The 26,199-nt window shown below is 70.4% G+C and carries 20 protein-coding genes; 16 read left to right on the forward strand and 4 right to left on the reverse strand.

Features of this window, described 5'->3' with window-relative positions; all coding sequences use genetic code 11:
• Window position 1 precedes the first annotated feature (1 nt).
• Window positions 2-1,114, reverse strand: coding sequence for a LacI family DNA-binding transcriptional regulator (locus ACNYC2_RS00230; RefSeq protein ID WP_419705140.1), 1,113 nt, complete (start codon window positions 1,112-1,114; stop codon window positions 2-4).
• 181 nt (window positions 1,115-1,295) lie between these two features.
• On the opposite strand from ACNYC2_RS00230, the gene ACNYC2_RS00235 reads away from it, so the two are divergent.
• From ACNYC2_RS00235 to ACNYC2_RS00280, 10 genes are all read left to right on the forward strand, one after another.
• Window positions 1,296-2,582 (forward strand): extracellular solute-binding protein, encoded by a 1,287-nt coding sequence (locus ACNYC2_RS00235; protein ID WP_419707747.1) that lies wholly within the window; start codon window positions 1,296-1,298, stop codon window positions 2,580-2,582.
• Window positions 2,583-2,590: 8 nt separating this feature from the next.
• Window positions 2,591-3,613, forward strand: coding sequence for a carbohydrate ABC transporter permease (locus tag ACNYC2_RS00240; RefSeq protein WP_419705141.1), 1,023 nt, complete (start codon window positions 2,591-2,593; stop codon window positions 3,611-3,613).
• A complete protein-coding gene (locus tag ACNYC2_RS00245) occupies window positions 3,613-4,488 on the forward strand; it encodes a carbohydrate ABC transporter permease (protein ID WP_419705142.1) in 876 nt (291 codons plus the stop codon). The genes ACNYC2_RS00240 and ACNYC2_RS00245 overlap by 1 nt, the downstream gene beginning before the upstream one ends.
• Window positions 4,489-4,566: 78 nt before the next feature.
• Window positions 4,567-7,020, forward strand: a complete 2,454-nt coding sequence (locus ACNYC2_RS00250; protein WP_419705143.1) for a beta-glucosidase family protein — start codon at window positions 4,567-4,569, stop codon at window positions 7,018-7,020.
• Between the two features lie 38 nt (window positions 7,021-7,058).
• Window positions 7,059-7,415 carry an RNA-binding S4 domain-containing protein gene (locus ACNYC2_RS00255; protein ID WP_419705144.1) on the forward strand — a complete coding sequence of 119 codons (357 nt, stop codon included), beginning with the start codon at window positions 7,059-7,061 and terminating at the stop codon, window positions 7,413-7,415.
• Window positions 7,416-7,552: 137 nt separating this feature from the next.
• Entirely contained in the window at window positions 7,553-10,645 is a 3,093-nt protein-coding gene (locus ACNYC2_RS00260) for a S8 family serine peptidase (RefSeq protein WP_419705145.1), read from the forward strand.
• A 163-nt stretch (window positions 10,646-10,808) separates the two neighbouring features.
• Entirely contained in the window at window positions 10,809-11,216 is a 408-nt protein-coding gene (locus tag ACNYC2_RS00265; RefSeq protein WP_419705146.1) for a hypothetical protein, read from the forward strand.
• 169 nt (window positions 11,217-11,385) lie between these two features.
• A complete protein-coding gene (locus tag ACNYC2_RS00270; RefSeq protein ID WP_419705147.1) occupies window positions 11,386-12,852 on the forward strand; it encodes a hypothetical protein in 1,467 nt (488 codons plus the stop codon).
• Between the two features lie 234 nt (window positions 12,853-13,086).
• A complete protein-coding gene (locus tag ACNYC2_RS00275; RefSeq protein ID WP_419705148.1) occupies window positions 13,087-14,580 on the forward strand; it encodes a hypothetical protein in 1,494 nt (497 codons plus the stop codon).
• A gap of 38 nt (window positions 14,581-14,618) precedes the next feature.
• On the forward strand, window positions 14,619-15,767 hold the full coding sequence (locus ACNYC2_RS00280; protein WP_419705149.1) for a dipeptidase: 1,149 nt from the start codon (window positions 14,619-14,621) through the stop codon (window positions 15,765-15,767).
• Window position 15,768: 1 nt separating this feature from the next.
• Here ACNYC2_RS00280 and ACNYC2_RS00285 read toward each other — a convergent pair whose 3' ends face one another.
• Entirely contained in the window at window positions 15,769-16,041 is a 273-nt protein-coding gene (locus ACNYC2_RS00285) for a hypothetical protein (RefSeq protein ID WP_026366117.1), read from the reverse strand.
• Window positions 16,042-16,231: 190 nt separating this feature from the next.
• Entirely contained in the window at window positions 16,232-16,777 is a 546-nt protein-coding gene (locus ACNYC2_RS00290) for a GNAT family N-acetyltransferase (protein WP_419705150.1), read from the reverse strand.
• Window positions 16,778-16,983: 206 nt separating this feature from the next.
• Between ACNYC2_RS00290 and dnaK the strand changes: the two genes are divergently transcribed.
• The 5 genes from dnaK (at window position 16,984) to ACNYC2_RS00315 (ending at window position 21,628) form a co-directional block, all read left to right on the forward strand.
• The gene (dnaK, locus tag ACNYC2_RS00295; RefSeq protein WP_377139808.1) at window positions 16,984-18,846 is read left to right on the forward strand and encodes a molecular chaperone DnaK; all 1,863 of its coding nucleotides are present in this window, start codon (window positions 16,984-16,986) and stop codon (window positions 18,844-18,846) included.
• A complete protein-coding gene (gene grpE, locus ACNYC2_RS00300) occupies window positions 18,843-19,508 on the forward strand; it encodes a nucleotide exchange factor GrpE (RefSeq protein ID WP_419705151.1) in 666 nt (221 codons plus the stop codon). The genes dnaK and grpE overlap by 4 nt, the downstream gene beginning before the upstream one ends.
• Before the next feature lie 76 nt (window positions 19,509-19,584).
• Window positions 19,585-20,601 (forward strand): DnaJ C-terminal domain-containing protein, encoded by a 1,017-nt coding sequence (locus ACNYC2_RS00305; protein ID WP_419705152.1) that lies wholly within the window; start codon window positions 19,585-19,587, stop codon window positions 20,599-20,601.
• A gap of 91 nt (window positions 20,602-20,692) precedes the next feature.
• Window positions 20,693-21,145 carry a heat shock protein transcriptional repressor HspR gene (locus tag ACNYC2_RS00310; RefSeq protein WP_419705153.1) on the forward strand — a complete coding sequence of 151 codons (453 nt, stop codon included), beginning with the start codon at window positions 20,693-20,695 and terminating at the stop codon, window positions 21,143-21,145.
• A gap of 162 nt (window positions 21,146-21,307) precedes the next feature.
• Window positions 21,308-21,628 carry a DUF1540 domain-containing protein gene (locus ACNYC2_RS00315; RefSeq protein ID WP_419705154.1) on the forward strand — a complete coding sequence of 107 codons (321 nt, stop codon included), beginning with the start codon at window positions 21,308-21,310 and terminating at the stop codon, window positions 21,626-21,628.
• A gap of 111 nt (window positions 21,629-21,739) precedes the next feature.
• Here ACNYC2_RS00315 and ACNYC2_RS00320 read toward each other — a convergent pair whose 3' ends face one another.
• On the reverse strand, window positions 21,740-22,507 hold the full coding sequence (locus ACNYC2_RS00320) for a hypothetical protein (protein WP_419705155.1): 768 nt from the start codon (window positions 22,505-22,507) through the stop codon (window positions 21,740-21,742).
• 247 nt (window positions 22,508-22,754) lie between these two features.
• Between ACNYC2_RS00320 and ACNYC2_RS00325 the strand changes: the two genes are divergently transcribed.
• Window positions 22,755-26,186, forward strand: coding sequence for a sigma-70 family RNA polymerase sigma factor (locus ACNYC2_RS00325; RefSeq protein WP_419705156.1), 3,432 nt, complete (start codon window positions 22,755-22,757; stop codon window positions 26,184-26,186).
• Window positions 26,187-26,199: the final 13 nt, after the last annotated feature.

Consider the following 26,199-nt stretch of genomic DNA (forward strand, 5'->3'; position numbering starts at 1 on the left):
GTTATTTCGACGTGGGCGGTGGAGCCGTGCTCGCGCGCTCGACCAGCCGCGTGGGCAGGCGCGTGTGCTTGCCCGCGGTGGCGCCCGACTCGAGCATCGCGATGACCATGCGCAGCGCCTCGGCGCCCATCTCGTGCAGGGACTGCGCGATGGTCGTCAGCGGCGGGCTGGACGCGGCGGCCTCGGGGACGTTGTCGAAACCGATGACCGACAGGTCCTCGGGCACGCGCAGCCCGAGCTCCTGCGCCACCTGGATGACGTGGATCGCCGACAGGTCGTTGGCGGCGAAGACGGCGGTCGGCCGGTCAGGGCGTTCCAGCAGGTCGTGCGTGGGGCGGTCGGACCGGTCCGGGCGGTAGCCGCCCTCGAGCACCAGGCTCGGGTCCGGCTCGAGGCCCGCGGCCTCCATCGCCTCGAAGAAGCCGAGCTCGCGCAGTCGGGCCGACTCCAGGTCCGAACGTCCGCCCAGGTAGCCGATGCGCGTGTGGCCGAGCGAGATGAGGTGCTCGGTGGCGGTGCGGGCGCCACCCAGGTTGTCGGAGTCCACGGTGGCCGGCCCGGTGGGGCCGGTGTGCGGGTCGATGGCGACGATGGGCACGCCCTCGTGCACCGGCAGGGCCAGGGTGGGCGTGACGATCACGACGCCGTCGATCAGGGTGCCGGCCAGGCGGGACAGCGAGCGGCGCTCCCAGCCCACGTGGTCCGAGTGCCCGGCGTCGCCGCAGTAGGCGAGCAGCTCGTAGCCCGTCCCGTCCATCGCGGCGGAGATGCCCTTGAGGAGCTCCGTGCTGAACGGTTCGAACTCGGCCACCAGCACGCCGATGACGTTGGTCTGACGGCGGCGCAGGCTGCGCGCGACGAGGGACGACTCGTACCCGAGGTCGGCGACGACGCCGAGCACGCGCTCGGCGGTGGCCGCGGCCACGCCGTACCGGCCGTTGACGACCTTGGAGACGGTGGCGACCGAGACGCCGGCGACGCGCGCGACGTCGGTGATCGTGGCGCGGCCGGTCGCACGCTCCTCGATGGCGAAGGGATCCGGGGTGTCCGAACCGCTCGTCACGCTGTCACCCGGTCCGGCGGTGGACCCGGGTGAGCCTGTCCCACTGTGCACGGAAGTGAGGGTACCCCGGGCCGCGAGGTGTGTCTGGTTTACCGATCCGTTTCGAAATCGATATCGAAACCGTTTGACGAAACCGTTGCCCGGCTGCCACGCTCCTGACTGACGGACCTGTCGTCCGTCACCGGCAGGCTCCTGCCGACCGTCGATGACGACTACAAGGGGTTCCACAATGATGAGGAAGACGCGGGCTGCGGGCACTCTTGCCCTGGGCGCCACGGTTGCCCTGCTGGCCGCAGGCTGTTCCGGCGGCAGCGACGGAGGGTCTGGTGACGGTGACGTCTCGATGACCTTCTGGCACAACTCCACCACCGGGCCGGGCAAGGCCTACTGGGAAGACACGGTCGCCGCCTTCGAGGCGGCCAACCCCGGTGTGACGATCGACGTCCAGTCCATCCAGAACGAGGACATGGACGGCAAGCTCCAGACCGCCCTGAACTCCGGCGACGCGCCGGACATCTTCATGGCGCGCGGCGGCGGCAAGCTGGCCGACGTCGTCGAGGCCGGGCAGATCATGGATCTCACCGACACGATCGACGAGGCGACGAAGACCAACGTCGGCGCAGGCTTCGACGCCTTCACCGTGGACGGCAAGGTCTACGGCATGCCGACGGCGGTCCTCCCGGGCGGCATCTTCTACAGCCAGGACCTCTTCGACGAGGCGGGCATCACCGAGGCGCCCGCGACCATCGACGACCTGAACGACGCGGTGGCCGACCTCAAGGCCGCCGACATCGCACCGATCGCGCTCGGCGCCAAGGACGCGTGGCCCGCCGCGCACTGGTTCTACTTCTTCGCGCTCCGCGAGTGCTCGCAGGAGACCCTCGAGGCCGCCGCCGCGTCGCGCAGCTTCGACGACCCGTGCTGGCTCGCGGCCGGCGAGGACCTGCAGGCCCTCAGCGAGACCGAGCCGTTCCAGGACGGCTACCTCACCGCGACGGCCCAGCAGGGCGCCGGCTCCTCCGCCGGTCTGATCGCGAACCACAAGGCGTCCATGGAGCTCATGGGGGCGTGGGACCCGGGCGTGATCGCCGGCCTCACCCCCGACGAGAAGCCGCTGAAGGACCTCGGCTGGTTCCCGTTCCCCGCCACGGAGAGCGGCGAGGGTGACCCCGCCGCGTTCATGGGCGGCGTCGACGGCTACTCCTGCTTCGTCGAGGCTCCCCCGGAGTGCGCCGACTTCCTGAACTTCTTCATGCAGAAGGAGCACCAGGAGGCCTACGCCGAGGCGTTCGTGACGCTGCCCGCCAGCAAGGAGGCGCAGGGCGTCGTGACCGACCCGGCGCTGCAGTCCGTGCTCGCGGCCTACAACGAGGCCCCGTACGTCTCGGTCTGGCTCGACACGCTCTACGGCCAGAACGTGGGCAACGCGCTCAACGCCGGCGTCGTGGAGATGCTGGCCGGCGACGGCACCCCGCAGAGCATCGTCGACGCCGTGAACGCCGCGGCCGCAATGGAGTAACGAGCCACATGACTCACTCCCTGGGCGAGAACTCAGCAACCCGGACGGCCTCGCCTGAGGGACCCACGGTGGCCGGGGGCGGCGTCTCGACGTCGTCCCCGGCCCGTAGGCCGCGGCGAGGCAGGAGGACCGACTGGCGCAAGACGCTCGAGATCACCCTGCTCTCGGGCCCTGCCATCGTCGTGTTCCTGGCGTTCGTCATCTTCCCCGTCTTCCTGGCGGCCTACTACGGGTTCTTCAGCTGGAAGGGGTACGGGCCGCCGACGGAGTTCGTCGGGCTCGACAACTACCTGATCATCTTCAAGGACTCCGCCTTCCACGAGGCGCTCCTGCACAACGGCTACATCGTCGTGCTGTCCCTGCTCATGCAGGGCCCGGCCGCCGTCGCGCTCGCGCTCCTGCTGAACCAGAAGATCCGCGGGCGCTCGATCATCCGGGTCCTCATCTTCGTGCCCTACGTGATCTCCGAGGTCATCGTCGGCACCGGCTGGAGCCTGATGCTCCAGACCTCCGGTGCGGTCAACGACATGCTCGAGAAGATGGGCCTCGGCTTCCTCGCCGTCGACTGGCTGTCCGATCCCGACATCGCCATCTGGTCGCTGATGATCATCATCAGCTGGAAGTACATCGGCTTCGCCGTGATCCTGTTCCTCGCGGGCCTGCAGAGCATCCCCGAGGAGCTCTCCGAGGCGGCCGCGATCGACGGCGCCTCGTACTGGCAGATCCAGCGGACCATCACGCTGCCGCTGCTCGGCCCGACGCTCCGCATCTGGGCGTTCCTGTCGATCATCGGCTCGCTCCAGCTGTTCGACCTCGTCTACATCATCTGGGGCCAGTACATCTCCGCGACCGCGGGCACCTCGACGATGGCGACCTACATGGTCCTGAACGGGCGCCTGGCCGGGAACTTCGGCTACGGCAACGCCGTCGCCGTCGTGCTGTTCCTGATCTCGCTCGTCATCGCGCTGGTCTACCAGCGGTACGTGCTGCGCCGGGACACCGAGGGCGCGCTCACGGAAGGGAAGAAGTGATGGCGACGCTCCTCGAAGCTCCCACGAAGTCCCCGCAGAAGCTCCGCCGGCTGCCGAAGGTCGCGTGGGGCAGCCCGATGACCTATGTCATCGCCTTCCTCTTCGTCGGCATCTGCATCGGCCCCGTGCTCTTCATCATCGTGGGCGGGTTCCGGACGAACGCGCAGATCACCGTCGACCCGTCGGGCCTGCCCAACCCGTGGGTCATCGAGAACTACATCAGCGTGCTGGTGAGCGAGGTGTTCTGGCGCCAGGTGGCCAACTCCGCGGTCGCGGGCATCCTCACTACCGTCGGCGTGGTGGCGCTCGGGCTCATGGTGAGCTTCGTGCTGGCGCGGTACGACTTCAAGCTCAACGGGGCCATGTACTCGCTGTTCGCGGCCGGGCTCATGTTCCCGATGACGGTCGCGATCACCCCGCTGTACATCCTGATCCGCGACCTGGGCCTGATGAACACCATCGGCGGCATCGTCCTGCCGCAGATCGCGTTCGCGCTGCCGACCACGATCATCATCCTGGTGCCGTTCCTGCGGGCCATCCCGAAGGAGATCGAGGAGGCCGCGTCGATCGATGGCGCGAGCCGCATCGGGTTCTTCTTCCGGATGGTCGTGCCGCTGTCGCTGCCGGGCGTCGTCACGGTCGGCATCCTGGCGTTCGTCGCGTCCTGGAACTCGTACATGCTGCCGCTGTTCATCCTGAATGACGAGCTGTCGTACACGCTCCCGCTGGGTGTCCAGGCGTTCGCGTCCCAGTACTCGGTCGACACCGCACGGGTGCTCGCGTTCACGTCGCTGTCGATGATCCCCGCGCTGATCTTCTTCTCGCTGTTCGAGCGGCGCATCGTCGGTGGCCTCACCGGAGCCGTCAAGGGCTGACCCAGGGCGCGGCCGCGCGCCGCGCCCTGCGCAGGGTCGCCCAAGAGGGTCGTACAAGCATGTCAAGAAAGGATTCTTATGACGGAGCTGCCGGTGGCGCTTCGGGCGATGCCCGAGGTGTCGGAGCGGGTGCGCGAGCTGCACGCACAGATGACACTCGAGGAGAAGCTGGCCCAGCTGGTCGGGTACTGGCTGGACCAGGGCGGCAACGTCGTGGCACCGATGCAGGGCGAGATGGCCGGCGGCCAGGGCTCCAGCTCGCTCCAGGAGACCACGAAGAACGGCCTGGGTCACTACACCCGCGTGTACGGCACGCGGCCGGTCGACCCGGTGGAGCGGGCGGCGTGGCTGTGGGACGAGCAGCGGAGGCTCAAGCGTGAGACGCGCCTGGGCATCCCCGCGCTGGTGCACGAGGAGTGCCTCACGGGCCTGGCGGCCTGGCAGGCGGCCACCTTCCCGACGCCGCTGGCGTGGGGCGCGTCGTTCGACCCGGAGCTCGTGGCCGAGATGGGCCGGCTCATCGGGGAGTCCATGCGTGAGCTCGGCATCCACCAGGGGCTGGCGCCGGTGCTCGACGTCGTCCGCGATCCCCGGTGGGGACGGGTCGACGAGTGCATCGGCGAGGACCCCTACCTCGTCGGGACGGTCGGCACCTCGTACGTGCGCGGGCTGCAGGGGGCTGGCGTGCACGCCACGCTCAAGCACTTCGTCGCCTACTCCGGCTCCAAGGCCGGGCGTAACCACGCCCCGGTGAGCGCCGGCCCGCGCGAGATCGCCGACGTCTTCCTCCCGCCCTTCGAGATGGCCGTGCTCGACGGCGGCGTGCGAAGCGTGATGGCGTCGTACAACGATGTCGACGGCGTGCCCATGCACTCGTCGGGCGAGTACCTGACGGGTCTGCTCCGCGAGCAGTGGGGGTTCGACGGCGTCGTGGTCGCCGACTACTTCGGCGTCGCGTTCCTGACCGTCATGCACGCCATCGCCGCCGACCGGGGTGCGGCCGCCGCGGCCGCGCTGGAGGCGGGCGTAGACGTCGAGCTGCCGTCGGGTGACGCGTACCTCGAACCGCTCGCCGCGCTCGTCACGGACGGGACGGTGCCGGTCGAGATCGTGGACCGGGCGGTGCTGCGCGCGCTGAGGCAGAAGGAGGAGCTCGGGCTCCTCGAGCCCGAGGCGTACGAGGACGCGCCGCCCGCCGTCGTCGACCTGGACTCGCCCGCGCACCGCGACGTGGCCAGGCGGCTCGCCGAGGAGTCGGTCGTGCTGCTCTCGAACGACGGCGTGCTGCCGCTCGGCTCGTGGCACGACAAGCCCGCCCGCGTGGCGGTGATCGGGCCGAACGCGGCCCGCCCCGAGGCGCTGATGGGCTGCTACTCGTTCGCGAACCACGTGCTCGCGCACTTCCCCGGCGTCCCGACAGGGTTCGAGATCCCGTCGGTGGCCGACGCGCTCGCCGCCGAGTTCGACCGCGCGGGCCTGCCCGCGCCCGAGCTCACGTTCGCCCAGGGCTGCGAGGTCGAGGGTGACGACACGTCCGGCTTCGCGGAGGCCGTCGCCGCCGCGGAGGCGGCCGACGTCGCCGTGGTCGTCGTGGGCGACCAGGCGGGGCTCTTCGGCCGGGGCACGGTGGGTGAGGGCAACGACAGCGAGTCGCTCGACCTGCCCGGCGTGCAGCGCGAGCTCGTCGAGGCGGTGCTCGCCGCGGGCAAGCCCGTCGTCATGGTGCTGATCACCGGCCGCCCGTACGCGGTGGGCTGGGCGCTCGACGGCGCTCAGGACTCCGGCGAGGCCGGTGCCCGGAAGCCCGGGGCGGTGCTCCAGGCGTTCTTCCCCGGAGAAGAGGGCGGCAGTGCGCTCGCCGGCGTCATCTCCGGCCGCGTGAACCCCTCGGGTCGCCTGCCCGTGTCGCTCCCGCGGTCCAGCGGCGCGCAGCCCTACTCGTACCTGCACCCGATCCTCGGTGGCGCGTCCGAGGTGACGTCCACCGACTCGACGCCGCCGCGCTCCTTCGGGTTCGGCCTGTCGTACACGACGTTCGCGCGCGAGCTGGTCTCCGTGGACCGGGTGGTGGCAGCGGGCGGCACGTTCAGCGCCGTCGTGACGGTCACGAACACCGGTGGGGTGGCGGGGTCAGACGTCGTGCAGCTGTATGGGCGCGACGTGCTGGCCTCTGTCGCACGGCCGACGGCGCAGCTGCTCGGCTACCACCGCGTCACGCTCGAGCCGGGCGAGTCCACGACCGTCACGTTCGACGTGCCGACGACCCGCTTCGCGTTCACCGACCGCACCATGACGCGGGTCGTCGAACCAGGCGACGTCGAGGTGTGGGTGGGCGCGCATGCGGCCGACAGCGTTGTCAGAGTGGTGGCCGAGGGCATCGCCGACCTGAACGAGCCGAACGACCTGCCGGACGACGCCCCCACCCCGGACGGCGCCGCCGCCCCGCCGGCGGCTCGCCAGCTGCTGACGATCACGGGCGCCCTCCACGAGGTAACGACCTCCGACCCCCGCTGGGTCCGAACCACAACCTGACAGCACTCAACGGAGTGGGGCGGTGAGAGGATGGGCCGATGCGCATCGATGTGTGGTTGTGGGCGGTGCGGCTGACCAAGAGCCGGTCGGTCGCGGCCGACCTCTGCCGCAGCGGGCGCGTCCGCATCAACGGCAAGGTCGCCAAGGCGTCGGCGTCCGTGGCCGTCGGCGACCGCGTGACGTGGCGCGACCCGCTCCGGGACCGGGATGTCGAGGTCGTGGAGCTGCTGCTCAAGCGGGTGGGCGCCCCGATAGCGGCCAAGGCGTACCTGGACCACAGCCCGGCCCTGCCGACGCGCGTCGAGCGCGAGGCCGTCGGGCTGCGCGACCGCGGGGCGGGGCGGCCCACCAAGCGCGAGCGGCGCGATATCGACAGGCTGCGCGGCCGGATCTGAACCCGGAAATCACCCGGGTGAGTTCCGGCATTTTCGCCGTTTTTGCCTGATCTCGGACGGTATCTTCACGGCACACCCCTGCCCCGCGCAGGTCCAGTTGCGCCCGGTATCCCGGCGCGCCCCAGCCTGGAGAACCCATGCACCCTCGCACGCGACGTCGTACCAGAACTCTGGCCGCGGCCACTGTCCTGGCACTCCTGGCAGTACCGAGCGCGGCGGTCGCCGCGCCCGACCCCAGCCCACGGCCGGTCGGCTCGTCCGACCCCCAGCGGGCGCCCCGCGTCGTCGACCCGGCGGACAAGTTCACCGCCGGGGCCAACCGGGCTTTTGCCTCCGACGGGACCACCGACTTCTGGCTGCGGTTCGCCGAGAAGCCGGACCTGTCGAAGGCTGAGGGCATCACGAGCTGGTCCGAGCGCGGCGACTACGTCTACGAGACGCTCCTCGCTGCCGCCGAGGCGTCCCAGAAGGACGCCGTAGCGGAGCTGGAGGCGGCCGGAACCAAGTACACCTCCCACTGGGCCACCAACGCGATCCTCGTCGAGGACGGCTCGCTGGACCTGGCGACCGACCTCGCGGCGGACATGCAGGTGCTGGAGGTGCGTCCGAGGACGCACTACGCGGCGCCGGAGCCGGTGGAGATGACGGACGCCGAGAACGACGCTGCGGCGGCAGCGGCGGGGCCCACATGGGGTATCTCGGCGATCAACGCTGACGACCTGTGGAGCAAGGGTTTCACCGGCGAGGGCATCGTGGTGGCCAACATCGACACCGGAGTCGACGGCAGCCACCCCGCACTGTCCGGGCAGTACCGCGGCGCGGGTGCGGCCGATCCTGACGCCTACAACTACTTCTCGGTCGACGGGCGGCTCGACCCCCACGACGTGGACGGCCACGGCACGCACACCATGGGCACCATGGTCGGCGGCACGGTGCAGGACGAGAACGGCGTGGACCGTGCCGTCGGCGTCGCACCCGATGCCGAGTGGATCGCCGCCGCCGGCGGTGGCGGCGCGTGGACCGACGAGGACCTGATCGGCTCCGGCGAGTGGATCCTTGCCCCGTACGACCAGGGCTCGGCCAACCCGGTCCCGGACACGACGAAGCGGCCCCACGTGGTGAACAACTCGTGGGGTAGCACGGTCGCCTCGACGGACCCGTTCATGGAGGACATCGCCGCGGCCTGGGAGGCTGCAGGCATCTTCGCCACCTTCGCCAACGGAAACCTCGGCGTGCTTGACTGCCAGTCGTCGGGTAGCCCTGGCTCTCGGCAGAACTCGTACTCGGTCGGCGCGTTCGCCCAGAGCGGGGCAATCGCCGACTTCTCCTCGCGTGGCCCGGGACAGAGCGGCACGGTCAAGCCGGACATCGCGGCACCGGGTGTCTACGTCCTGTCGACCGTGCCGGACGACGGATCGGGCCAGCCGGGCAGCGATTCGGACCCCCTGAACGGCACGTCGATGGCCGCCCCGCACGTCGCAGGCGCCGTGGCGCTGCTGTGGGACGCCGAGCCCGAGCTGGTCGGCAAGGTGCAGGCGACCCGCGCCATCCTCGACGGGACGGCGCACGACGTGAACGACACGTCGTGCGGCGGTACCGCCGACGACAACAACGTCTGGGGCGAGGGCAAGCTCGACGTCCTGGCGGCCTACGAGCTGGCGCAGGAGTCAACGTTCACGACGACCGTGCCGACCATCTCCGGCGAGTACCGGGTGGGCGCGCCCCTGACCGCCTCGGTCGCTCCCTGGAGCCCCGTCGCTGCGTTCACCTACCAGTGGCGCCGGGACGGCGACATGATCGGTGGAGCGACGAAGGCGACGTACACGCCGGACGACGCCGACCTCGGCGCCAAGCTGTCTGTCACCGTCACCGGCTCTGCCGCCGGTCAGACGCCGACCTCCACGACCAGCGTCGAGACGCCCGAGATCACGATCGGCACCCTGACGGCGTCGACACCGAAGATCGACGGCACCGTCCGCGTGGGTTCGACCCTCCGCGCGCTCGCCGGCTCGTGGACGCCGGGTACCCAGTTCACCTACCGGTGGTACGCCGACGGGACCGTCATCAGCGGCGCGAGCGGGTTCGCCTTCACGCCCACCGCCGCGCAGCGCGGCAAGGCGCTCACGGTCCGGATCTTCGGTTCCCGCGCCGGGTACACCGCGGCCAGCCGGCTCAGCGGGGCCACGTCCGCCGTCGCCGTGGGGGCCATCTCCCAGGGGCCGCCGGTGATCCTCGGCAGCGCGGCGCCGGGTGCCACGCTGACCGTCTCGCGGCCTGCAGCCGCTCCCTCGGACGTCTCCGTCTCCTACCGGTGGCGGCTCGACGGGCGGTCCATCAGGGGCGCGACGCGGAGCGAGCTGACCATGCGGTCCGAGTGGAGGGGCCACGACATCACGGTCAGCGCGACCGTGGCGAAGTCCGGGTACGTCGTCAAGACCGTCACGTCCGCGGGCGCAACGGTCGGGGGCGCGTACACGAGGTCCCCGAACCCGACGATCTCCGGCACCACGCGCGTGGGCTCCACGCTCAAGGTCACGCTCGGCACCTGGTCGCCCACGCCGTCGTCGTTCTCGTTCCAGTGGTACGCGGACGGACAGCGGATCTCCGGGGCGACGAGTTCGTCGTACACGCTGACGGGCACCGACTACGGCAAGAAGATCACCGTGTCCGCGCGCTCCTACCGGGCGGGCTACGGCACGGTGCTGCGGCGCAGCGCGGCGACCGGCGAGGTGCTGGCGTCGGCCGTGCGGTGGGCGGGCGACGACGAGTTCGCCTGGTTGGTCGGGCCGGACAGCGTGCCTGCGACGACCTACATCGCACAGGCGGGCTCGGCCGACTGCGAGTGGGCGCGCCAGTCGCCCAACGACGTGCTCGCCTACAACCTCGGATCGGGCCAGCGACTGCTCAGGGTGGTGGGCACCGATGACAGCGTCTTCGCGAGCGAGAGCTGTGGCACCTGGATCAAGTACTACCCCGGGATGGTCAGGACGAGCGCCTCGACGGCCGCGAACGGCGTCTACGCCCTCGGCGACCACCTCGAGCGCGGCGTGTACTCCACGACGGGGCCGACGAACGCCGCGACCTCGTGCCGCTACACCTTCTACAAGGGCTTCGAGGGCGCCGAAGGCGTCCTGAGCCAGGGTGAGGTGTCGTCGGCCCACACCATCACGATGCCGTCGTCCGCGGCCGGTTTCGAGACGGCCGGCTGCAGCTGGAAGCGCATCGGCTGACCGAAAGTTCGCCTCAGGTCCGGGGAGTCGCGCCGAGTCTGTCTCGGCGCGGCTCCCCGTTTCTGACCCTGGGTGTCACCGGGTGATCTCCTCGGACTTTCGGGGACCTTGCCTGCCTCTACCACGATCGGATCCAACTTTGACGACGGCATCTTCACCGGGCATGAGTGAGGGCCGCGCGTACGACTGCCTTGTACGGGTGCACGTCAGCGCGAGCATCGGTCCCAGGGACGCCACGGTCCACATCGACGGGCACACCGTCGACATCAGGCACTCCGGCACGCGAGAGCTCCGGGTGCGCTGCGGGCCACAGTTCGTGATCGCATACTCCACGTGGCTCCGGCAGCACGGCGAGGTCGAGCTGCTCGTGGACGTCGAGCCCGACAAGGTGACTGACATCTACTACGCGCCCCCGCACCACGGTCTCGCGAAGGGATCGATCGGCCTCGTGCCGCAACGCGGGAAGGGACTGCTCGTCGCGGTCGGAAGCATCGTGTTCCCTGCGGGCCTCGCGCTGTACTTCGCTGCCGCGCCTCTCCTCGCGGATCTCGTCGACCGCTTCGCCGGGTAGTCGAGCCTCCGGGTGATCTCCTCGGACCTTCGGTGACTTTGATCGAAGGCGCGGTCTACGGTCTTGACACATCGTTTCGTGCTTGCCGAGCGTCTCTACCAGTGAGTCCTGCCAAATGCAGGGCCCAGCGCGCCTGGGCATTCTGGGCGCTCCAGCCCCGGGAGTAGCCATGCATCCACTCGCACGACGTCTCTCCAGAGCCCTGGCCTCGGCCGCCGCTCTGACCCTCCTCGTGACACCCGCGGTCGCCGTCGCCGCGCCCGCCGGTCATGCCGAAGGCGGCAGCCCGACCACCGTGTCCAGCGCGGAGACGCGCGAGGCCGCCGACGTTCCCCTGGAGTCGTCGATACCGACGATCAGCGGCACCGCCCTCCCCCTCCGGGTGGGTGCCACCCTGCGAGCACTTGCGGGCTCGTGGACGTCGGGTACCCAGTTCACCTATCAGTGGTTCGCGGACGGCGAGGCGATCAGCGGCGCGACGGAGTCCACCTTCACGCCGACCTGGGAGCACCGTGGCCTGAGGCTCACTGTCCGGCTCGACGGCTCCCGGGAGGGCTACACCCCGGTGAGCCGGACCAGCGCGAGCTCGACCCTCATCTATCCGGGGCTCATCTCCGTGGGGCTGCCGGTGATCGTCGGCAGCGCGACGCCCGGCGCCACGCTGACCGCAGTCGGGCCCGCGTCAATTCCCTCGACCGTCAACGTCCGCTACCGGTGGAGGCTCGACGGGCGTTCCATCCGGGGCGCGAACCGGAGCGAGCTGACCATGAGGTCCGCCTGGAGGGGCCACGAGATCACGGTCAGCGCGGAGGTCGACAAGGTCGGTTACACCGTCTATAGAGTCACGTCCCCGGCTGCGCGGGTCGGGGGCGCGTACACGAGGTCCCCGAACCCGACGATCTCCGGCACCCTGCGCGTGGGCTCCTCGCTCAAGGTCGCGCGCGGCACCTGGTCGCCCACGCCGACGTCGTTCTCGTTCCAGTGGTACGCGGACGGTCACCGGATCCTCGGGGGCACGAGCTCGTCGTACACGCTGAAGCCCAGGGACTACGGCAAGAAGATCACCGTGACCGCGCGCTCCTACCGGGCGGGCTACGGCACGGTGCTGCGGCGCAGCGCGGCGACCAGCGAGGTGCTGGCGCCGGCCAGGCGGTGGGTGGGCGACGACGAGCAGGCCCGGCCGGTGGGGCCGCCGGACGGCCTGCTCGCGACGATCTACATCGCGCAGGCGCGCTCGGCCGAATGCACCTGGGAGCGCCGGTCTCCCACCGAGGTGCTCGGCTCCAGCGTGGGATCGGGCCAGCGCCTGTTCAAGGTGATCGACACCGATGACACCGCCTTTGCGAGCGAGAGCTGCGGCGTCTGGATCAGGTACTACCCCGAGATGGTCACACCGAGCGACGAGACGGCCGCGAACGGCGTCTACGCCCTCGACGACCACCTCGAACGCGGTGTGTACTCCACCTCCGGTCCGGCGGACGCCGGCGCGTCGTGCGCGTACACGTTCTACAAGGGCTTCTACGGCCAGGACGCGGTGATCGGCCAGGGCACCATAACGGAGGCCACGACCATCACGATGCCGTCGGCCGCAGTCGGTTTCGAGACGGCCGGCTGCAGCTGGAAGCGGATCGGCTGAGCCGTCGTCAGAGCGCCGGACGTGCGGGAAGACCTCGCGCGCCCGGCGCTCCGGCGTCCGCGGGGCGCAGTAGCGCCGCCCTCATGGCCACTGCCGCTGGTGCACGCCGGAACAACCCTGGGTGATTCCGGGGAATCCGAACGGCTGGGAGGGCTACGTTTCTTGACAAGAGTCCTGCCAGATGCAGGCCCAGCGCGCCTGGGCACCCTGGGCGCACCAGCCCCAGGAGTAGTCATGCACCCACTCGTACGATGTCTCTCCAGAGCGCTGGCCTCGGCCGCTGCTCTGACCCTCCTCGTGACGCCCGCGGTCGCCGTCGCCGCGCCCGGCCCCGACGGGAATGCCGACGGCGGCAGCCCGACTACCGCGACCACGGCCACACGTGAGATCTCCGACGTCCCCCTGGAGTCGTCCACCCCGAGAATCAACCCGACGAACACCGACTGGGTCCGGGTGGGCGGGACGCTCAAGGCGCACGCGGGCACGTGGACCTCCGGCACCACCTTCACCTACCAGTGGTACGCGGACGACGTGCCGATCAGCGGCGCGACCGGGTTCGTCTATTCGCCGACCGCGGCGCAGGTCGGCAAGAGGCTCACCGTCCGGCTCGATGGTTCCCGGGAGGGCTACACCTCCGTGAGCCGGACCAGCGGGCCCTCGGAGCCCGTCGAGTACGGGAGGTTCTCCCAGGCGCTCCCGAGGATCCTCGGCGTCGCGACGCCCGGCGCCACGCTGACCGTCTTCCGGCCGACGGCCGTGCCCGAGCCCGACTCCGTCGAGTACCGGTGGTGGCTCGACGGCGAGCGCATCCGGGGCGCGGTCCGGACCACGCTGACCGTCAGGCCCGAGTGGAGAGGTCACCTCATCTCGGTCCGGATGTACCTGACGAAGCCCGGGTTCCTGGGAAAGCTGATCCCGCCGTCCGCGGACGTGCGGGTCGGGGGCGCGTACTCGAGGTCTCCGGACCCGGTCATCTCCGGCACCGTGCGTGTGGGTTCCACGCTCACGGCGATCCGCGGCACCTGGTCGCCCACGCCGTCGTCGTTCTCGTTCCAGTGGTATGCCGCCGGACGGGCGATCTCCGGGGCCACGACGTCGAGATACACGCTGACGGGCAGCGACTACAAGAAGAAGATCACCGTGACCGTGCGCACCTACCGGGCGGGCTGGGGCACCGCGGTACGGCGCAGCGCGGCGACCGCCGAGGTGCTGGCGTCGGCCGTGCGGTGGAAGGCCGACGATATCGGCGAGCCGATCTACGTGGGGGAGGAACCGGACGGCGTGGTCGCGACGACCTACATCGCGCAGTCGGGCCCCGCCGGCGTGTGCGTCTGGGAGCGCCGGCGACAGGACGGGACCGTGCTCGCCCAGGACGCGGGATCGGGCCAGCGCATGTTCACGGTTCTTCCCATCGACCACACCGTGTACACGAACCACCAGTGCGGCGTCTGGATCAAGTACTACCCAGGGATGGTCAGGACGAGCCACTCGACGGCCGCGAACGGCGTCTACGTCATCCGCGACCACCTCGAGCCCGGCACGTACTCCACGACCGGTCCGGCCGTCGCCGGCGAGCCGTGCACCTACACCTTCTACGAGGGCTTCTACGGCGAACCGGCCGTGGTCAGCCGCGGTGTGGTGACCGAGCCCACCAGCATCCACCTGGGCGGCTCGGGGCACCTGGCCGGGTTCGCGACCGCCGGCTGCAGCTGGCAGTGGATCGACTGAGCTCCTGGCTCCTGGGGGGCGCGCGATAGCGTCGCCCCATGACAACGGCCGAGACCACCGCCGACCGCATCGCCGCCCTCCTCGGGAAGAACCCCGTCTGGGACGGTCACAACGACCTCCCGTGGGAGCTGCGCGAACAGTCGGCCTACGACCTCTCCGCCGTCGACATCGCGCAGCGGCTCACCACCACCCACACCGACCTGCCGCGGCTGCGCGAGGGCGGCGTCGGCGCCCAGTTCTGGTCCGTCTACGTGCCCGCCCAGCTCCAGGGCGGGGCGGCGGTCACGGCGACGCTCGAACAGATCGACTGCGTGCACCGCATGGTCGAGCGGTACCCGGACACGCTCCGGCTCGCCCTGACCGCCGCCGACGTCGAGCAGGCGTGGGCGGACGGGCGCATCGCCTCGCTCATGGGCGCGGAGGGCGGGCACTCCATCGACGAGTCGCTCGCCGTCCTGCGCATGCTCCACGCGCTCGGGGTGCGCTACATGACCCTCACGCACAACGACAACGTGCCCTGGGCCGACTCGGCCACCGACGACGAGGTGCTGGGCGGGCTCTCGCCGTTCGGCGAGGACGTCGTGCGCGAGATGAACCGCCTCGGCATGCTCGTGGACCTCTCGCACACCTCCGCCGGCACCATGCGCCACGCCCTGCGGGTCACCTCGGCCCCGGTCGTGTTCAGCCACTCCAGCGCCCGCGCCGTCTGCGACGTCCCCCGTAACGTGCCCGACGACGTCCTGGCCGCCCTCGCGACCAACGGCGGCGTCTGCATGGTCACGTTCGTGCCGCAGTTCGTGTCACCCGCCGTCGCCGAGTGGCGGGCGACCGGCGCGGAGGCAGCTGCGGCCCAGGGCATCAAGAACACCGACCTCGGGGCCTTCGAGCCCTTCATCGCCGAGTGGCGGACCCGGCACCCGCAGCCCCGCACCACGCTGGCCGACGTCGTCGCACACGTCGAGCACGTCCGCGAGGTCGCCGGCGTCGACCACGTGGGACTCGGCGGCGACTACGACGGGACCCCCACCCTCCCCGAAGGGCTGGAGGACGTGACGGGCTACCCCCGCCTGCTCTCGGCGCTCGCGGACAACGGCTGGTCCGATGCCGACCTTGGCAAGCTGACCAGCGGTAACACGCTCCGCCTGCTGCGGGACGCCGAGTCGGTCGCGGCGCGGACCGCGCGCTGACTCAGCTGGGCAGCTGCACGACCTTGCGCTGGAAGCCCAGGGCCACCTTCTGCAGGGACTCGAGCGGCTCCTGCTCGTTGTGGTAGCTGATCTGCCGCAGCATCGAGCCGGACGAGGCGAGCAGCGCGACGATCACGTCGCGCGCGTCCTCGCGGGTCTCGAGCGCCTCCTGCAGGAGGTCCTGGACGTGCGGTGACCTGAGACCGTCCTCCTCGGGATCGAGCAAGGCTGTCAGGAGCGCTATCGACAACGAGCTTCCGTGGATGCTTGCCATGGTGGTCTCCCCCCGTAGAGGCCCGGGGTCCCGGGCATCAGGCACCCGCGGGCAGGCCCGCGGGGTACGCGTCCGATGCCCCCACCCCTGCGGCCTCGGTCGTGCACCCTTGTGTACCGCAGGTCAGGGCGTCGCGCCTGTTGACAGGGGCGAAACACGGCCGACGACGGCGTGTCGCACCGCGTGGCAGTCAGTTCGCGTGCAGCAGCAGCTGGAACAGGACGTGGGCCTGCCACTGCCCGGCGATCCTCAGATATCCCGGCGCGAAGCCGATCTGCTCGAAGCCGGCACGGGTCAGCACTGCCTGGGACGCCTCGTTGTGGGGGAGCGTCGCGGCCTGCAGGCGGTGCAGGCCCAGCTCGTCCCGGGCGTGCTCCGCCAGCGCCTCGATGGCGCGGGTCATCAGGCCCCGGCCGGTGAACCGGGCGTCCAGCCAGTAGCCGACGTGCCCGTTCTCGAAGGCGCCGTGGACGATGTCGGTGAGGTTCAGCCTGGCCACTATCTCGCCGTCCACCTCGAGCACGGTGTACAGGGCCCGGCCGGTGGAGTTCTCCAGCACCTGCGCCCAGAGGTGCTCCTTGTGCCACTCCTCCGTGTAGAACGCGTCGGGCCGGGCGGGCTCCCAGGGGGCGAGGTGCTCGCGGTTGCGTCCGTAGGCGCGGGCGATCGCCGCTGCGTCGTCCTTGGTCAGCTCTCGGAGTGTGACGTCGTCGGTCAGGGCGATCTCGAAGGGCATGGCGCCACCATAATCCTGCGCCCTCGGGGTCCGCGTCTGCGCAGGTCAGCGTGGTTCTGCGCCCGGAGGTGCCGGACCGGGAACTTTCCGGCTCCGAACGAGGTTGAGCGAAGTGGACTCAACTTTGCGGGTGCGGGCTTGCTTCCACGCGAGCTCCGGCTTAAGTTGAGTGCAGAAGACTCAATCTGTCGGAGGAAGGCAGTCACATGGCACGCTCAGTAGGTATCGACCTCGGCACCACGAACTCGGTGGTGACCGTCCTCGAGGGTGGAGAGCCCACCGTCATCGCCAACGCGGAGGGCTCGCGGACCACCCCGTCGGTGGTCGCGTTCTCCAAGACCGGCGAGGTGCTGGTCGGTGAGGTCGCCAAGCGTCAGGCGGTCACCAACGTCGACCGCACCATCTCGTCGGTCAAGCGCCACATGGGCACCGACTGGACGGTGAGCATCGACGACAAGAAGTACACGCCGCAGGAGATCTCGGCCCGCATCCTGGGCAAGCTCAAGCGCGACGCCGAGGAGTACCTCGGTGAGCCCGTCACGGAGGCTGTGATCACGGTCCCGGCGTACTTCAACGACGCCGAGCGCCAGGCCACGAAGGACGCCGGCCAGATCGCCGGCCTCGACGTCAAGCGCATCGTCAACGAGCCCACCGCGGCCGCCCTCGCCTACGGCCTGGACAAGGGCAAGGAGGACGAGCTCATCCTCGTCTTCGACCTCGGCGGTGGCACGTTCGACGTCTCCCTGCTCGAGGTGGGCAAGGACGAGGACGACTTCTCGACCATCCAGGTGCGCGCCACCTCCGGTGACAACCGCCTCGGTGGCGACGACTGGGACCAGCGCGTCGTGGAGTACCTCATCAAGCAGGTGAAGAACTCCTCGGGCGTCGACCTGTCGAAGGACAAGATCGCGCTGCAGCGGCTCCGCGAGGCGTCCGAGCAGGCCAAGAAGGAGCTCTCGTCCTCGACGAGCACCAACATCTCGATGCAGTACCTGTCGATGAGCGAGAACGGCCCCATCCACCTGGACGAGAAGCTCACGCGCGCTCAGTTCCAGCAGATGACGCAGGACCTCATCGACCGGACCAAGGCGCCGTTCCACGCCGTGATCCGCGACGCGGGCATCTCCGTCTCGGACATCGACCACGTCGTGCTCGTGGGTGGCTCCACCCGCATGCCCGCCGTGAGCGAGGTCATCAAGGAGCTCACCGGCGGCCGCGAGCCCAACAAGGGCGTCAACCCGGACGAGGTCGTCGCCGTCGGCGCCGCCCTGCAGGCCGGCGTCATCACCGGCGACCGCAAGGACGTCCTGCTGATCGACGTCACCCCGCTGTCCCTCGGTATCGAGACCAAGGGTGGCGTGATGACCAAGCTCATCGAGCGCAACACGGCCATCCCGACCAAGCGCAGCGAGGTCTTCTCCACCGCTGACGACAACCAGCCGTCCGTGGCGATCCAGGTGTTCCAGGGCGAGCGCGAGTTCACGCGCGACAACAAGCCGCTGGGTGTCTTCGAGCTCACCGGTATCGCACCCGCCCCGCGTGGCGTCCCGCAGATCGAGGTCACGTTCGACATCGACGCCAACGGCATCGTGCACGTGTCCGCCAAGGACCGCGGCACGGGCATGGAGCAGTCGATGAAGATCACCGGCGGTTCGGCCCTGCCCAAGGACGACATCGACCGCATGGTCAAGGACGCGGAGCTGCACGCCGAGGAGGACAAGAAGCGTCGCGAGGAGGCGGACACCCGCAACCAGGCCGAGGCCTTCGCGTACTCCATGGAGAAGCAGATCGCGGACAACCGCGACAAGCTCCCCGCAGAGGTCGTCACCGAGGTCGAGGCGGACATCGCCGCAGTCAAGTCCGCGCTCGAGGGCGAGGACGCGGAGGCCGTCAAGACCTCGTACGAGAAGCTTGGTGCCTCCTCGCAGAAGATCGGCGAGGCGCTGTACGCGTCCGAGCAGGCGGCGCCGCAGAGCGCCGACGGCGCACCGCAGGCGAACGACCGGTCCGCCGCTGACGAGGACGTCGTCGACGCCGAGATCGTGGACGACGAGGAAGAGCGCAAGTGACCGAAGAGAACCCGCAGGGAACCCCTGAGCCCGAGGGCTCGGAGGAGCACCCCTTCCACTTCACGGACAAGCGCAAGGTGAACAACTCCGGCGAGCAGAGCCGTCCGGCCGAACCGTCGGACGAGGCTGCCTCGGACGACGAGACCGCCCCGGCCGCAGAGTCTGCCGAGACCGACGCCGACCCGCTGGAAGGGCTCGACTTCGAGCCGTCCGGTGAGGCGGCCGAGGCCTCCGAGGTCCTCAAGGCGAAGGCTGAGGCCGCGGAGCACCTGGACGCGCTGCAGCGCGAGCGGGCCAGCTTCACGAACTACCGCAACCGGGCGCTGCGCGACCAGGAGGCCGCGCGGAACCGGGGCGTGCAGGACGTGCTGGCCGCACTGCTGCCCGTGCTCGACGACGTCGAGCGCGCGAAGCAGCACGGCGAGCTGAGCGGAACCATGGCGGCGATCGCGGAGAAGCTCGACCAGAGCCTGCAGAAGTTCGGCGTCGAGCGGTTCGGCAAGGTGGGGGAGGAGTTCGACCCCAACCTGCACGAGGCGCTCATGCACTCGACCGACGCTGACGCGACAGCCTCCACGGTGAACCTCGTGGTGGAGCCCGGGTACAAGATCGGCGAGAAGGTGGTCCGGGCGGCACGCGTGGGCGTCGTCGGACCGGAGTGACTTCTCGGTGGTCGGGCTTGCCGAGACCAAGGTCTCGGCAAGCCCGACCACCGATATCGACGCGGAAGGAGGTGCCATGACCGGTCAGGACTGGATGGAGAAGGACTTCTACGCCGTGCTGGGCGTACCCAAGGACGCCGACGACGCGGCCATCAAGAAGGCCTATCGCAAGCTGGCGCGGCAGCACCATCCCGACCAGAACCAGGGCAACGCGTCCGCCGAGACCAGGTTCAAGGAGATCGGCGAGGCGTACTCGGTGCTGTCCGACCCGGAGCAGCGCCGGCAGTACGACGCGGTGCGTGCGATGGCCGGTGGCGCTCGCTTCTCCGCCGGGCCCGGCGGTGCCGGGGCGGGCGGCTTCGAGGACATCATGGGCGCCATGTTCGGCGGCGGGCAGGGCCCCGCCGGCCGGGGTGGGCCACGGGTCCGCTATTCGCAGGGCGGTGGCGCATCCCCGGGCTTCGAGGACATCCTCGGCTCGATGTTCGGCGCCGGGGGCCGGTCCGCCTACGGTTCGACCGGCCCGACGGGGTTCGGTGCGCCGACCAAGGGTGCCGACGTCGTCGCGCAGGTCACGCTGCCGTTCCGTGCGGCAGTGGAGGGCACTACCGCCGAGCTGGACGTCAACGGCCGCACCATCACCGCCCGGATCCCCGCGGGGATCAACGACGGCAAGAAGATCCGGCTGCGCGGCAAGGGCAAGCCGGGCGTCGCCGGTGGCCCCGCGGGTGACCTGGTGGTCACGGTGCACGTGGCGCCGCATCCCGTCTGGACGCTGGACGGGCTCGACCTGCGCATGACCGTGCCCGTCACGTTCGCCGAGGCCGCACTCGGGACCACGCTGGAGGTACCGACCCTCGACGGCACCACCGTGCGGCTGAAGGTGCCTGCGGGCACCCCGTCGGGACGGTCGCTGCGCGTCAAGGGGCGCGGCGTGCACACGGCGACCGCGAACGGCGACCTGCTCGTCAGCGTCCAGGTGGTCGTGCCGCAGAAGCTCAGCAAGAAGGCCAGGCAGGCGATCGAGACGTTCGCCGCGGAGAGCGACGGCGAGGACGTACGCGCCGGTCTGGTCGAGCGGGCGACGGAATGACCGCAAGCGCGGTGGGGCACGGTCCCCACCGCGCCGCGGTCGGTTAACCTGCCCGCACGCAGTTCCGAGCGAACGAGACAGGGAGGGGCACATGCTCGACGACGACGCACCCGTGCTCACCGTCTCCAAGGCAGCGGAGCTGGCCGGCATGCACCCGCAGACCCTGCGCCAGTACGACCGGCTCGGCCTGGTGGTACCCCGGCGAACTCGTGGCCGTGGCCGCCGCTACTCGCGCCGGGACGTGGCGCGTCTTCTGCAGGTACAGCGGCTCGCGCAGGTCGAGGGCATCAACCTGGCCGGGATCAAGCGCATCCTCGCCCTCGAGGCGCACGTCTCGGTCCTGGAGGAACGCCTCGGTGACCTGCTGATGCGGGTCCAGGAGGAGGGGCGCGTGTTCGCCGCGGGTCCGGCCGCCGGCGACGTCGTCGTCGTGCAGCGTGGCCAGCGGGTCCGGAGCGCGGCGATGCGCGTCGACCTCGAGCATCGCGGCGTCGGCGGTGGAGCAGTGGTGCTCTGGCGGCCGTCACCTCGGCGCGAGGACTGAGCGCTCCCGGCCACCGGCCAATTTCGGTAACGCAATTCTTTCGTTAATCGAGAATGCGCCGAAAGAGATAGGTAAGGCATTCCTTGCTCTACACGTTCTGCATTTCCGGAATATGATCGAGATATTCCGGAAGTTCAAGCGCGGACCAACGAGGAGTGAGTCATGAGCACGCTGATGGAAATGCCCGAGGTCGCCGAGTGCTCGATCGACGGCTGCGGCTACAACCACGACCACGGCTGCCACGCCGGGGCCGTCACCATCGCAGGTCACGAGGGTGACGCCTCGTGCGCGACGTTCATCCCGCTGAGCACCAAGGGCGGCCTCGACAAGGTCATCGCGCACGTCGGTGCCTGCCAGCGCGGTGAGTGCGTGCACAACGACCACCTGGAGTGCGGCGCCGCGTCGATCCGCGTGGGTGCTGGGCCCGAGCAGCCGGGGCACGCCGACTGCCTCACCTTCCAGGAGCGCGGACCGGCCCTGTAGCAAGCGCCGGGGCAAGAACGAGGCAGAGCGCCCGCTCGACGGTGAGCGGGCGCTCTCGCTTGTTCGTTCGACGTCCGCGGTTCGACGTCCGCGGCTCAGCGGCTCAGCGGCTCAGCGAGCCAGGTGGTCCAGGAGGAGCAGCGCGTCGTCGTGCGTCCCCGGCAGGCGCTCCACCCACACCCGGGTCGGCCTGCGCACCTCGGTGGTGAGGCCGAGCACCTCGGCGTTGCGCTCCACCACGCGGCGCAGCGACTGACCGAGCTCCGCGGTGGCGGGGCCGCGCTCGCACAGCACCACGAAGGTGCCGTCGCCGACAGCGGCCATCGGGTGGCCCTCACCGAAGACCTGGTGCAGGGTGCGGCCGATCGCCGCCGAGCGCGCGAGCCGCTGCCAGGTGTCGAGGCTGTCGAGGCCGACGTCCAGCACGAGCAGGCAGTGGGTGGTTCCGGCGGTGGAGCCGACGCGTTGCGCGGTGCCGTAGGTCTCGCGCAGTCGCTCGCCCAGGTACTCACCGGTCGGCAGGCCTGTTGACGGGTCGTGCGTGGCCACCTGGTAGGGGACCCGCTCGCGCTCTCCGACCCAGCCGATCGCCGCGGCACGCAGCGCGCCGACGTCGGTGGGGCGGCCGAAAGCGGCGTACAGGCAGGCGACGTCGTCCAGCGCCTCGGTGATCCCGGCGCCGACGGCGGCCCGAGCGGCACCAAGACGCTCCGCGGGTGCTATCACTCCGCGGCCCTCAGCCAATGCCTCTGCCAGCGCTTCAGCGGCCGGGTGCTCCCAGTCGTTCGGCCGGATCCAGACCGACGCCAGACTCGTAGCGCGCCACCGCTCACGCAGGTCATGCACACGCACCCGCGCCTCCTGCTGTGACTCACTCATGATGAAGGGACCCTCACGGGGATACATCATGACGCACCTTCGGCGGTGGTGTACCGCACTTCACCCGAACCTGATGCCAGAAATGTTTTTTCCACCCCTAAAACGCCGACGGGGCTCTATAGTCTTGGACAGGACACAGCCGAGAGTCTGGGTAGACGTGAAGCAAGCCGAGAGCAGCACGGGGGGAACCCCGAGTGACGCGGAACTGATCCTGCAGGTCAGGTCGGGTGACCGTGAAGCCTTTGGCGTGCTCTACGAGCGCCACGCGGGGGCCGCGCGAGCGCTCGCGCGGCAGTACGTCTCGCCCGCCGACGCCGACGATGTCGTCGCGGACGCCTTCAGCAAGCTTTTCGAGATGCTTCGTCGCGGCGCAGGCCCCGACGCAGGGTTCCGTCCCTACCTGTACACGGTGGTCCGCCACCGAGCGTTCGACGTGTCCCGCGGCGCCGCACGTACGCGCCCCAGCACCGACGACGAGATCGAGTCCGTGGTCGGCCGGGTCGCCTCCGACGAGGACCCCGCGCTCGCCGGCTTCGAGCGCAGCGTCGTCTCCAAGGCCTACTTCGACCTCCCCGAGCGCTGGCGCGAGGTGCTCTGGTACGTCCTGGTCGACGACCTGAAGCCCGCGCAGGTGGCGCCCGTGCTGGGGCTCAGCCCCAACGGTGTCTCCGCCCTGCTCTACCGGGCCAAGGAGGCACTGCGCGCCGGCTACCTGCAGCAGCACCTCACGCATGCCCCTTCGGACACGTGCCGCTCCGTGAACCCGCTGCTCGGCGGGTACGTGCGGGACAGCCTGTCCAAGCGGGAGACCACGAAGATCGCCGACCACCTGGCGACCTGCGGCACCTGCAGCGCCCTGGTGCTCGAGCTGCACGACGTCGCGCACGGCATGAAGACGGTCATCGCCCCGCTCGTGCTCGGTGCGGGCGGGCTGGCTCTCGTCGGCGCCGGTGCGCCGATCGGTGGGATCTTCGTCGCGGCCAAGGCCGGTGCGGGCGCGGGTGCCGCTGCCGGAACCGCGCCCGCGGCGACGGCGACCGTCGGCGCCGCCTCGACCGGAACGTTCTCGGGTGCGGTGTCGTCCGCGGTCTCCGCCACCGCCAGTGCGTTCGCCGCCGCGACGGGCGGCAGCGTGGCGGCCGGCGCGATCGCCGTGGCCGCCGTCGGCATGGTCGCGGCGCTGCAGATCGCGGGACCCGGCGACCCCGAGCCGGTGGCCGCGGACAAGGTGATCAGCACCGAGGACGGCCGTGGGCTGCCCGGCGCCGAGGAGATCAACGGCAAGCCGGTTTCGCCGTCCGACACGAACCTCGAGCCGGACCCGGCGACGCAAGCAGTTCTCCGCGTCGACTACACCGACGCCTCGACCCCGCTGGCTCCGCGCGAGCACCAGATCCTGGGCTTCATCATCACGAACGCGGGCGAGGTCGCCGCGACAGGTACGCAGCTGGAACTCACGCTTCCCCCTGGTCTGACCATGACGCCGGACGAAGGACCGTTCGGCACGGGTGTGGGCGGACGGCTGGTCCGGGACACCACGGAGCCGACCGAAGGCACCGACGACGCCGGGACCCCGACGCCCGACGCCGGCTCGGGCGAGAACAGCGCGGACGGCACGGAGCCCGAGAGCACGCCCGAGGGCGAGACGCAGGCCGAGCCGAGTGCCTCGCCCAGCGCGCCTGCGACGGTGGGACCGCTCCCGAACGCCGGCCCGATCGCCTGCAACCCGACCGAGCAGGCGAACGTGCTGCTCTGCACGCTCGGTGAGGTCGCACCGGGACAGGCGCACCAGGTCGAGGTGCCCGTCCGGGCCAACGCCGGTGGCGACTACTCCATCGGTGCCGAGGTGTGGGCCGACGGTCTCGACCACGTGACCATCGATCTCGCGGACCGCACGGTAGCGCCGTTCGGTCCGGAGCTGTCCGCGTCGACCGACAACGTCTCGCTGGGCAGCCCGGGGACCGCCGCGCTGCCGATCCGCGTCAACAGCACCGGCGACCGCACGGTGCCCGCGGACTGGGGTGTCGTGGTGTCGCTGCCCGAGGGCGTCAGGCCCGCCGAGTCGCAGCCGGAACTGTCCTGCACGGGTACGGAGTCGTCGACCGCCTGGTTCTGCGCCCCGCGCGCGGGAACCGACGCGGCAACCGCCGTCGAGCCCGGTGATGCCCGCGCCGTGGCGCTGAACGTCACGTCCGTGGTCGACGCCTCGTCGGCGGAGGCCACGGAGCTCGGCGTCGCGAACATCCGCCCGATCGTCACCGGGGGCTACGCGTACTCCACCACCGCGACGGTGACCGTGACGTCCGCCTGGGCGAATGCCGCCGACGGTGTGGGTGAGGTCGCTGCCTCCTGCCTCGCCGAGGGTGGAGCCGGCACCGCCGACGCCGTGGTGACCGGCGCGTACACCAACACGACCCAGCGGACGGTGCGGGTGGCCCTCCAGGCCGCCGGGACCAGCGCTTCCACGGGCAAGAGCCTCGCACCCGGGGAGTCCATCGAGCTGACGGCGCACGACGGCCTGCGGCTTCCGGCGGGCCAGGCGGTCTTCGTCCTGGCCACCGACGTGGACGGCCGGACCTACAAGACACCCGTGCCGGCCGGCGACCACGCGGCGGCGGACTGCTACACGCCGCAGTGGTCGACCGAGGTGAGCGCACAGACGATCAACACCGGCGGCACCGTCGCGGTCGAGGGCAAGGTGACCAACACCTCGGACGAGACCATGACGGTCGACATGGTGGTCTCGGTCGACGGCACCTCCCTGAAGTCGGTGTCCCTCCCCGTGACGCCGGGCGGAACCCAGACACTCACCGTCGACACCGGTAGCGCCGTGGTGCCCGAGGGTGAGGCGGTCTTCCGCCTCTCACGGGAGGGCAAGGACGAGGACGGCGACGCGCCTGCCCAGGCGGTCGTGTCCAAGGACAACCCGACGGCGCACTACGACGCCGCGACCATCGCCCCGGCGCTGGGCGACAGGCCCGTGATCGCGGGAGCCTGCGAGTTCGACGCCGAGCAGGACCGCTCGGTGCAGAAGTACGCCTTCACCGCCGACAACACGAGGTCGACACTGCCCGTGCGCTTCCACGTGGGCGATGTGACCAGGACCGTGGAGGCCGGGCAGACCCAGGTGATCGAGTACCCGGTCGTCTGGGGCACCGAGACCTCCGAGATCACGGCCGGGGGCAAGGTGCTGGACACGACGAACGTCTCGTTCGAGTCGTGCGCCGAGCTCACGTGGCCCAGCGACGCCGTGTCGGTCGGCACCGAGACGCACTGCTCCGCCGACTCGCAGGTGCAGCTCATGGCGACCGTGGACAACCGGACCGGCCGCGACTGGATGGGCATGCTGGTCCGCGAGAGCAGCAACGACATCGGGTCCGACCAGGCGGTACCCGCCGGGCAGCCCACGACCCTCACGCTCACCCGGCAGACCCCCATCAGCACCGAGGGCTCGGTCACCGTGCGGCTCTACCGTCAGCTCGAGGGCAAGACCCACGAGGTGGAGTGGTCGTACGGCGTCCAGGGCAAGAACTGCATCGGTGCCGAGTGCGAACCGGCCCTGGACGCGAACCCGACCGCCCTGGGCAGGGACGAGACGTCGGACGTCCCGAGCACCGAGAACCAGTGGCCGTGGCAGGGCTTCGACACCTGCCTCGAACAGCCCGCCGACCAGGCGTAACGCCTGAGCCGTC

This window comes from Promicromonospora sp. NFX87 (assembly GCF_048564965.1).
In the GTDB taxonomy this organism is placed as follows: Bacteria; Actinomycetota; Actinomycetes; order Actinomycetales; family Cellulomonadaceae; genus Promicromonospora.

Excerpts from the sequence above, each read along its gene's own strand:
- ACNYC2_RS00315 (WP_419705154.1), top strand. The coding sequence starts at position 21,308 with ATGAGCACGCTGATGGAAATGCCCGAGGTCGCCGAGTGCTCGATCGAC.
- ACNYC2_RS00285 (WP_026366117.1), bottom strand. The coding sequence starts at position 16,041 with ATGGCAAGCATCCACGGAAGCTCGTTGTCGATAGCGCTCCTGACAGCC.
- ACNYC2_RS00290 (WP_419705150.1), bottom strand. The coding sequence starts at position 16,777 with ATGCCCTTCGAGATCGCCCTGACCGACGACGTCACACTCCGAGAGCTG.
- ACNYC2_RS00260 (WP_419705145.1), top strand. The coding sequence starts at position 7,553 with ATGCACCCTCGCACGCGACGTCGTACCAGAACTCTGGCCGCGGCCACT.
- ACNYC2_RS00240 (WP_419705141.1), top strand. The coding sequence starts at position 2,591 with ATGACTCACTCCCTGGGCGAGAACTCAGCAACCCGGACGGCCTCGCCT.
- dnaK (WP_377139808.1), top strand. The coding sequence starts at position 16,984 with ATGGCACGCTCAGTAGGTATCGACCTCGGCACCACGAACTCGGTGGTG.
- ACNYC2_RS00250 (WP_419705143.1), top strand. The coding sequence starts at position 4,567 with ATGACGGAGCTGCCGGTGGCGCTTCGGGCGATGCCCGAGGTGTCGGAG.
- ACNYC2_RS00245 (WP_419705142.1), top strand. The coding sequence starts at position 3,613 with ATGGCGACGCTCCTCGAAGCTCCCACGAAGTCCCCGCAGAAGCTCCGC.
- ACNYC2_RS00320 (WP_419705155.1), bottom strand. The coding sequence starts at position 22,507 with ATGAGTGAGTCACAGCAGGAGGCGCGGGTGCGTGTGCATGACCTGCGT.
- ACNYC2_RS00275 (WP_419705148.1), top strand. The coding sequence starts at position 13,087 with ATGCACCCACTCGTACGATGTCTCTCCAGAGCGCTGGCCTCGGCCGCT.
- ACNYC2_RS00265 (WP_419705146.1), top strand. The coding sequence starts at position 10,809 with ATGAGTGAGGGCCGCGCGTACGACTGCCTTGTACGGGTGCACGTCAGC.
- ACNYC2_RS00270 (WP_419705147.1), top strand. The coding sequence starts at position 11,386 with ATGCATCCACTCGCACGACGTCTCTCCAGAGCCCTGGCCTCGGCCGCC.
- ACNYC2_RS00255 (WP_419705144.1), top strand. The coding sequence starts at position 7,059 with ATGCGCATCGATGTGTGGTTGTGGGCGGTGCGGCTGACCAAGAGCCGG.
- ACNYC2_RS00280 (WP_419705149.1), top strand. The coding sequence starts at position 14,619 with ATGACAACGGCCGAGACCACCGCCGACCGCATCGCCGCCCTCCTCGGG.
- ACNYC2_RS00305 (WP_419705152.1), top strand. The coding sequence starts at position 19,585 with ATGACCGGTCAGGACTGGATGGAGAAGGACTTCTACGCCGTGCTGGGC.
- ACNYC2_RS00310 (WP_419705153.1), top strand. The coding sequence starts at position 20,693 with ATGCTCGACGACGACGCACCCGTGCTCACCGTCTCCAAGGCAGCGGAG.
- ACNYC2_RS00235 (WP_419707747.1), top strand. The coding sequence starts at position 1,296 with ATGAGGAAGACGCGGGCTGCGGGCACTCTTGCCCTGGGCGCCACGGTT.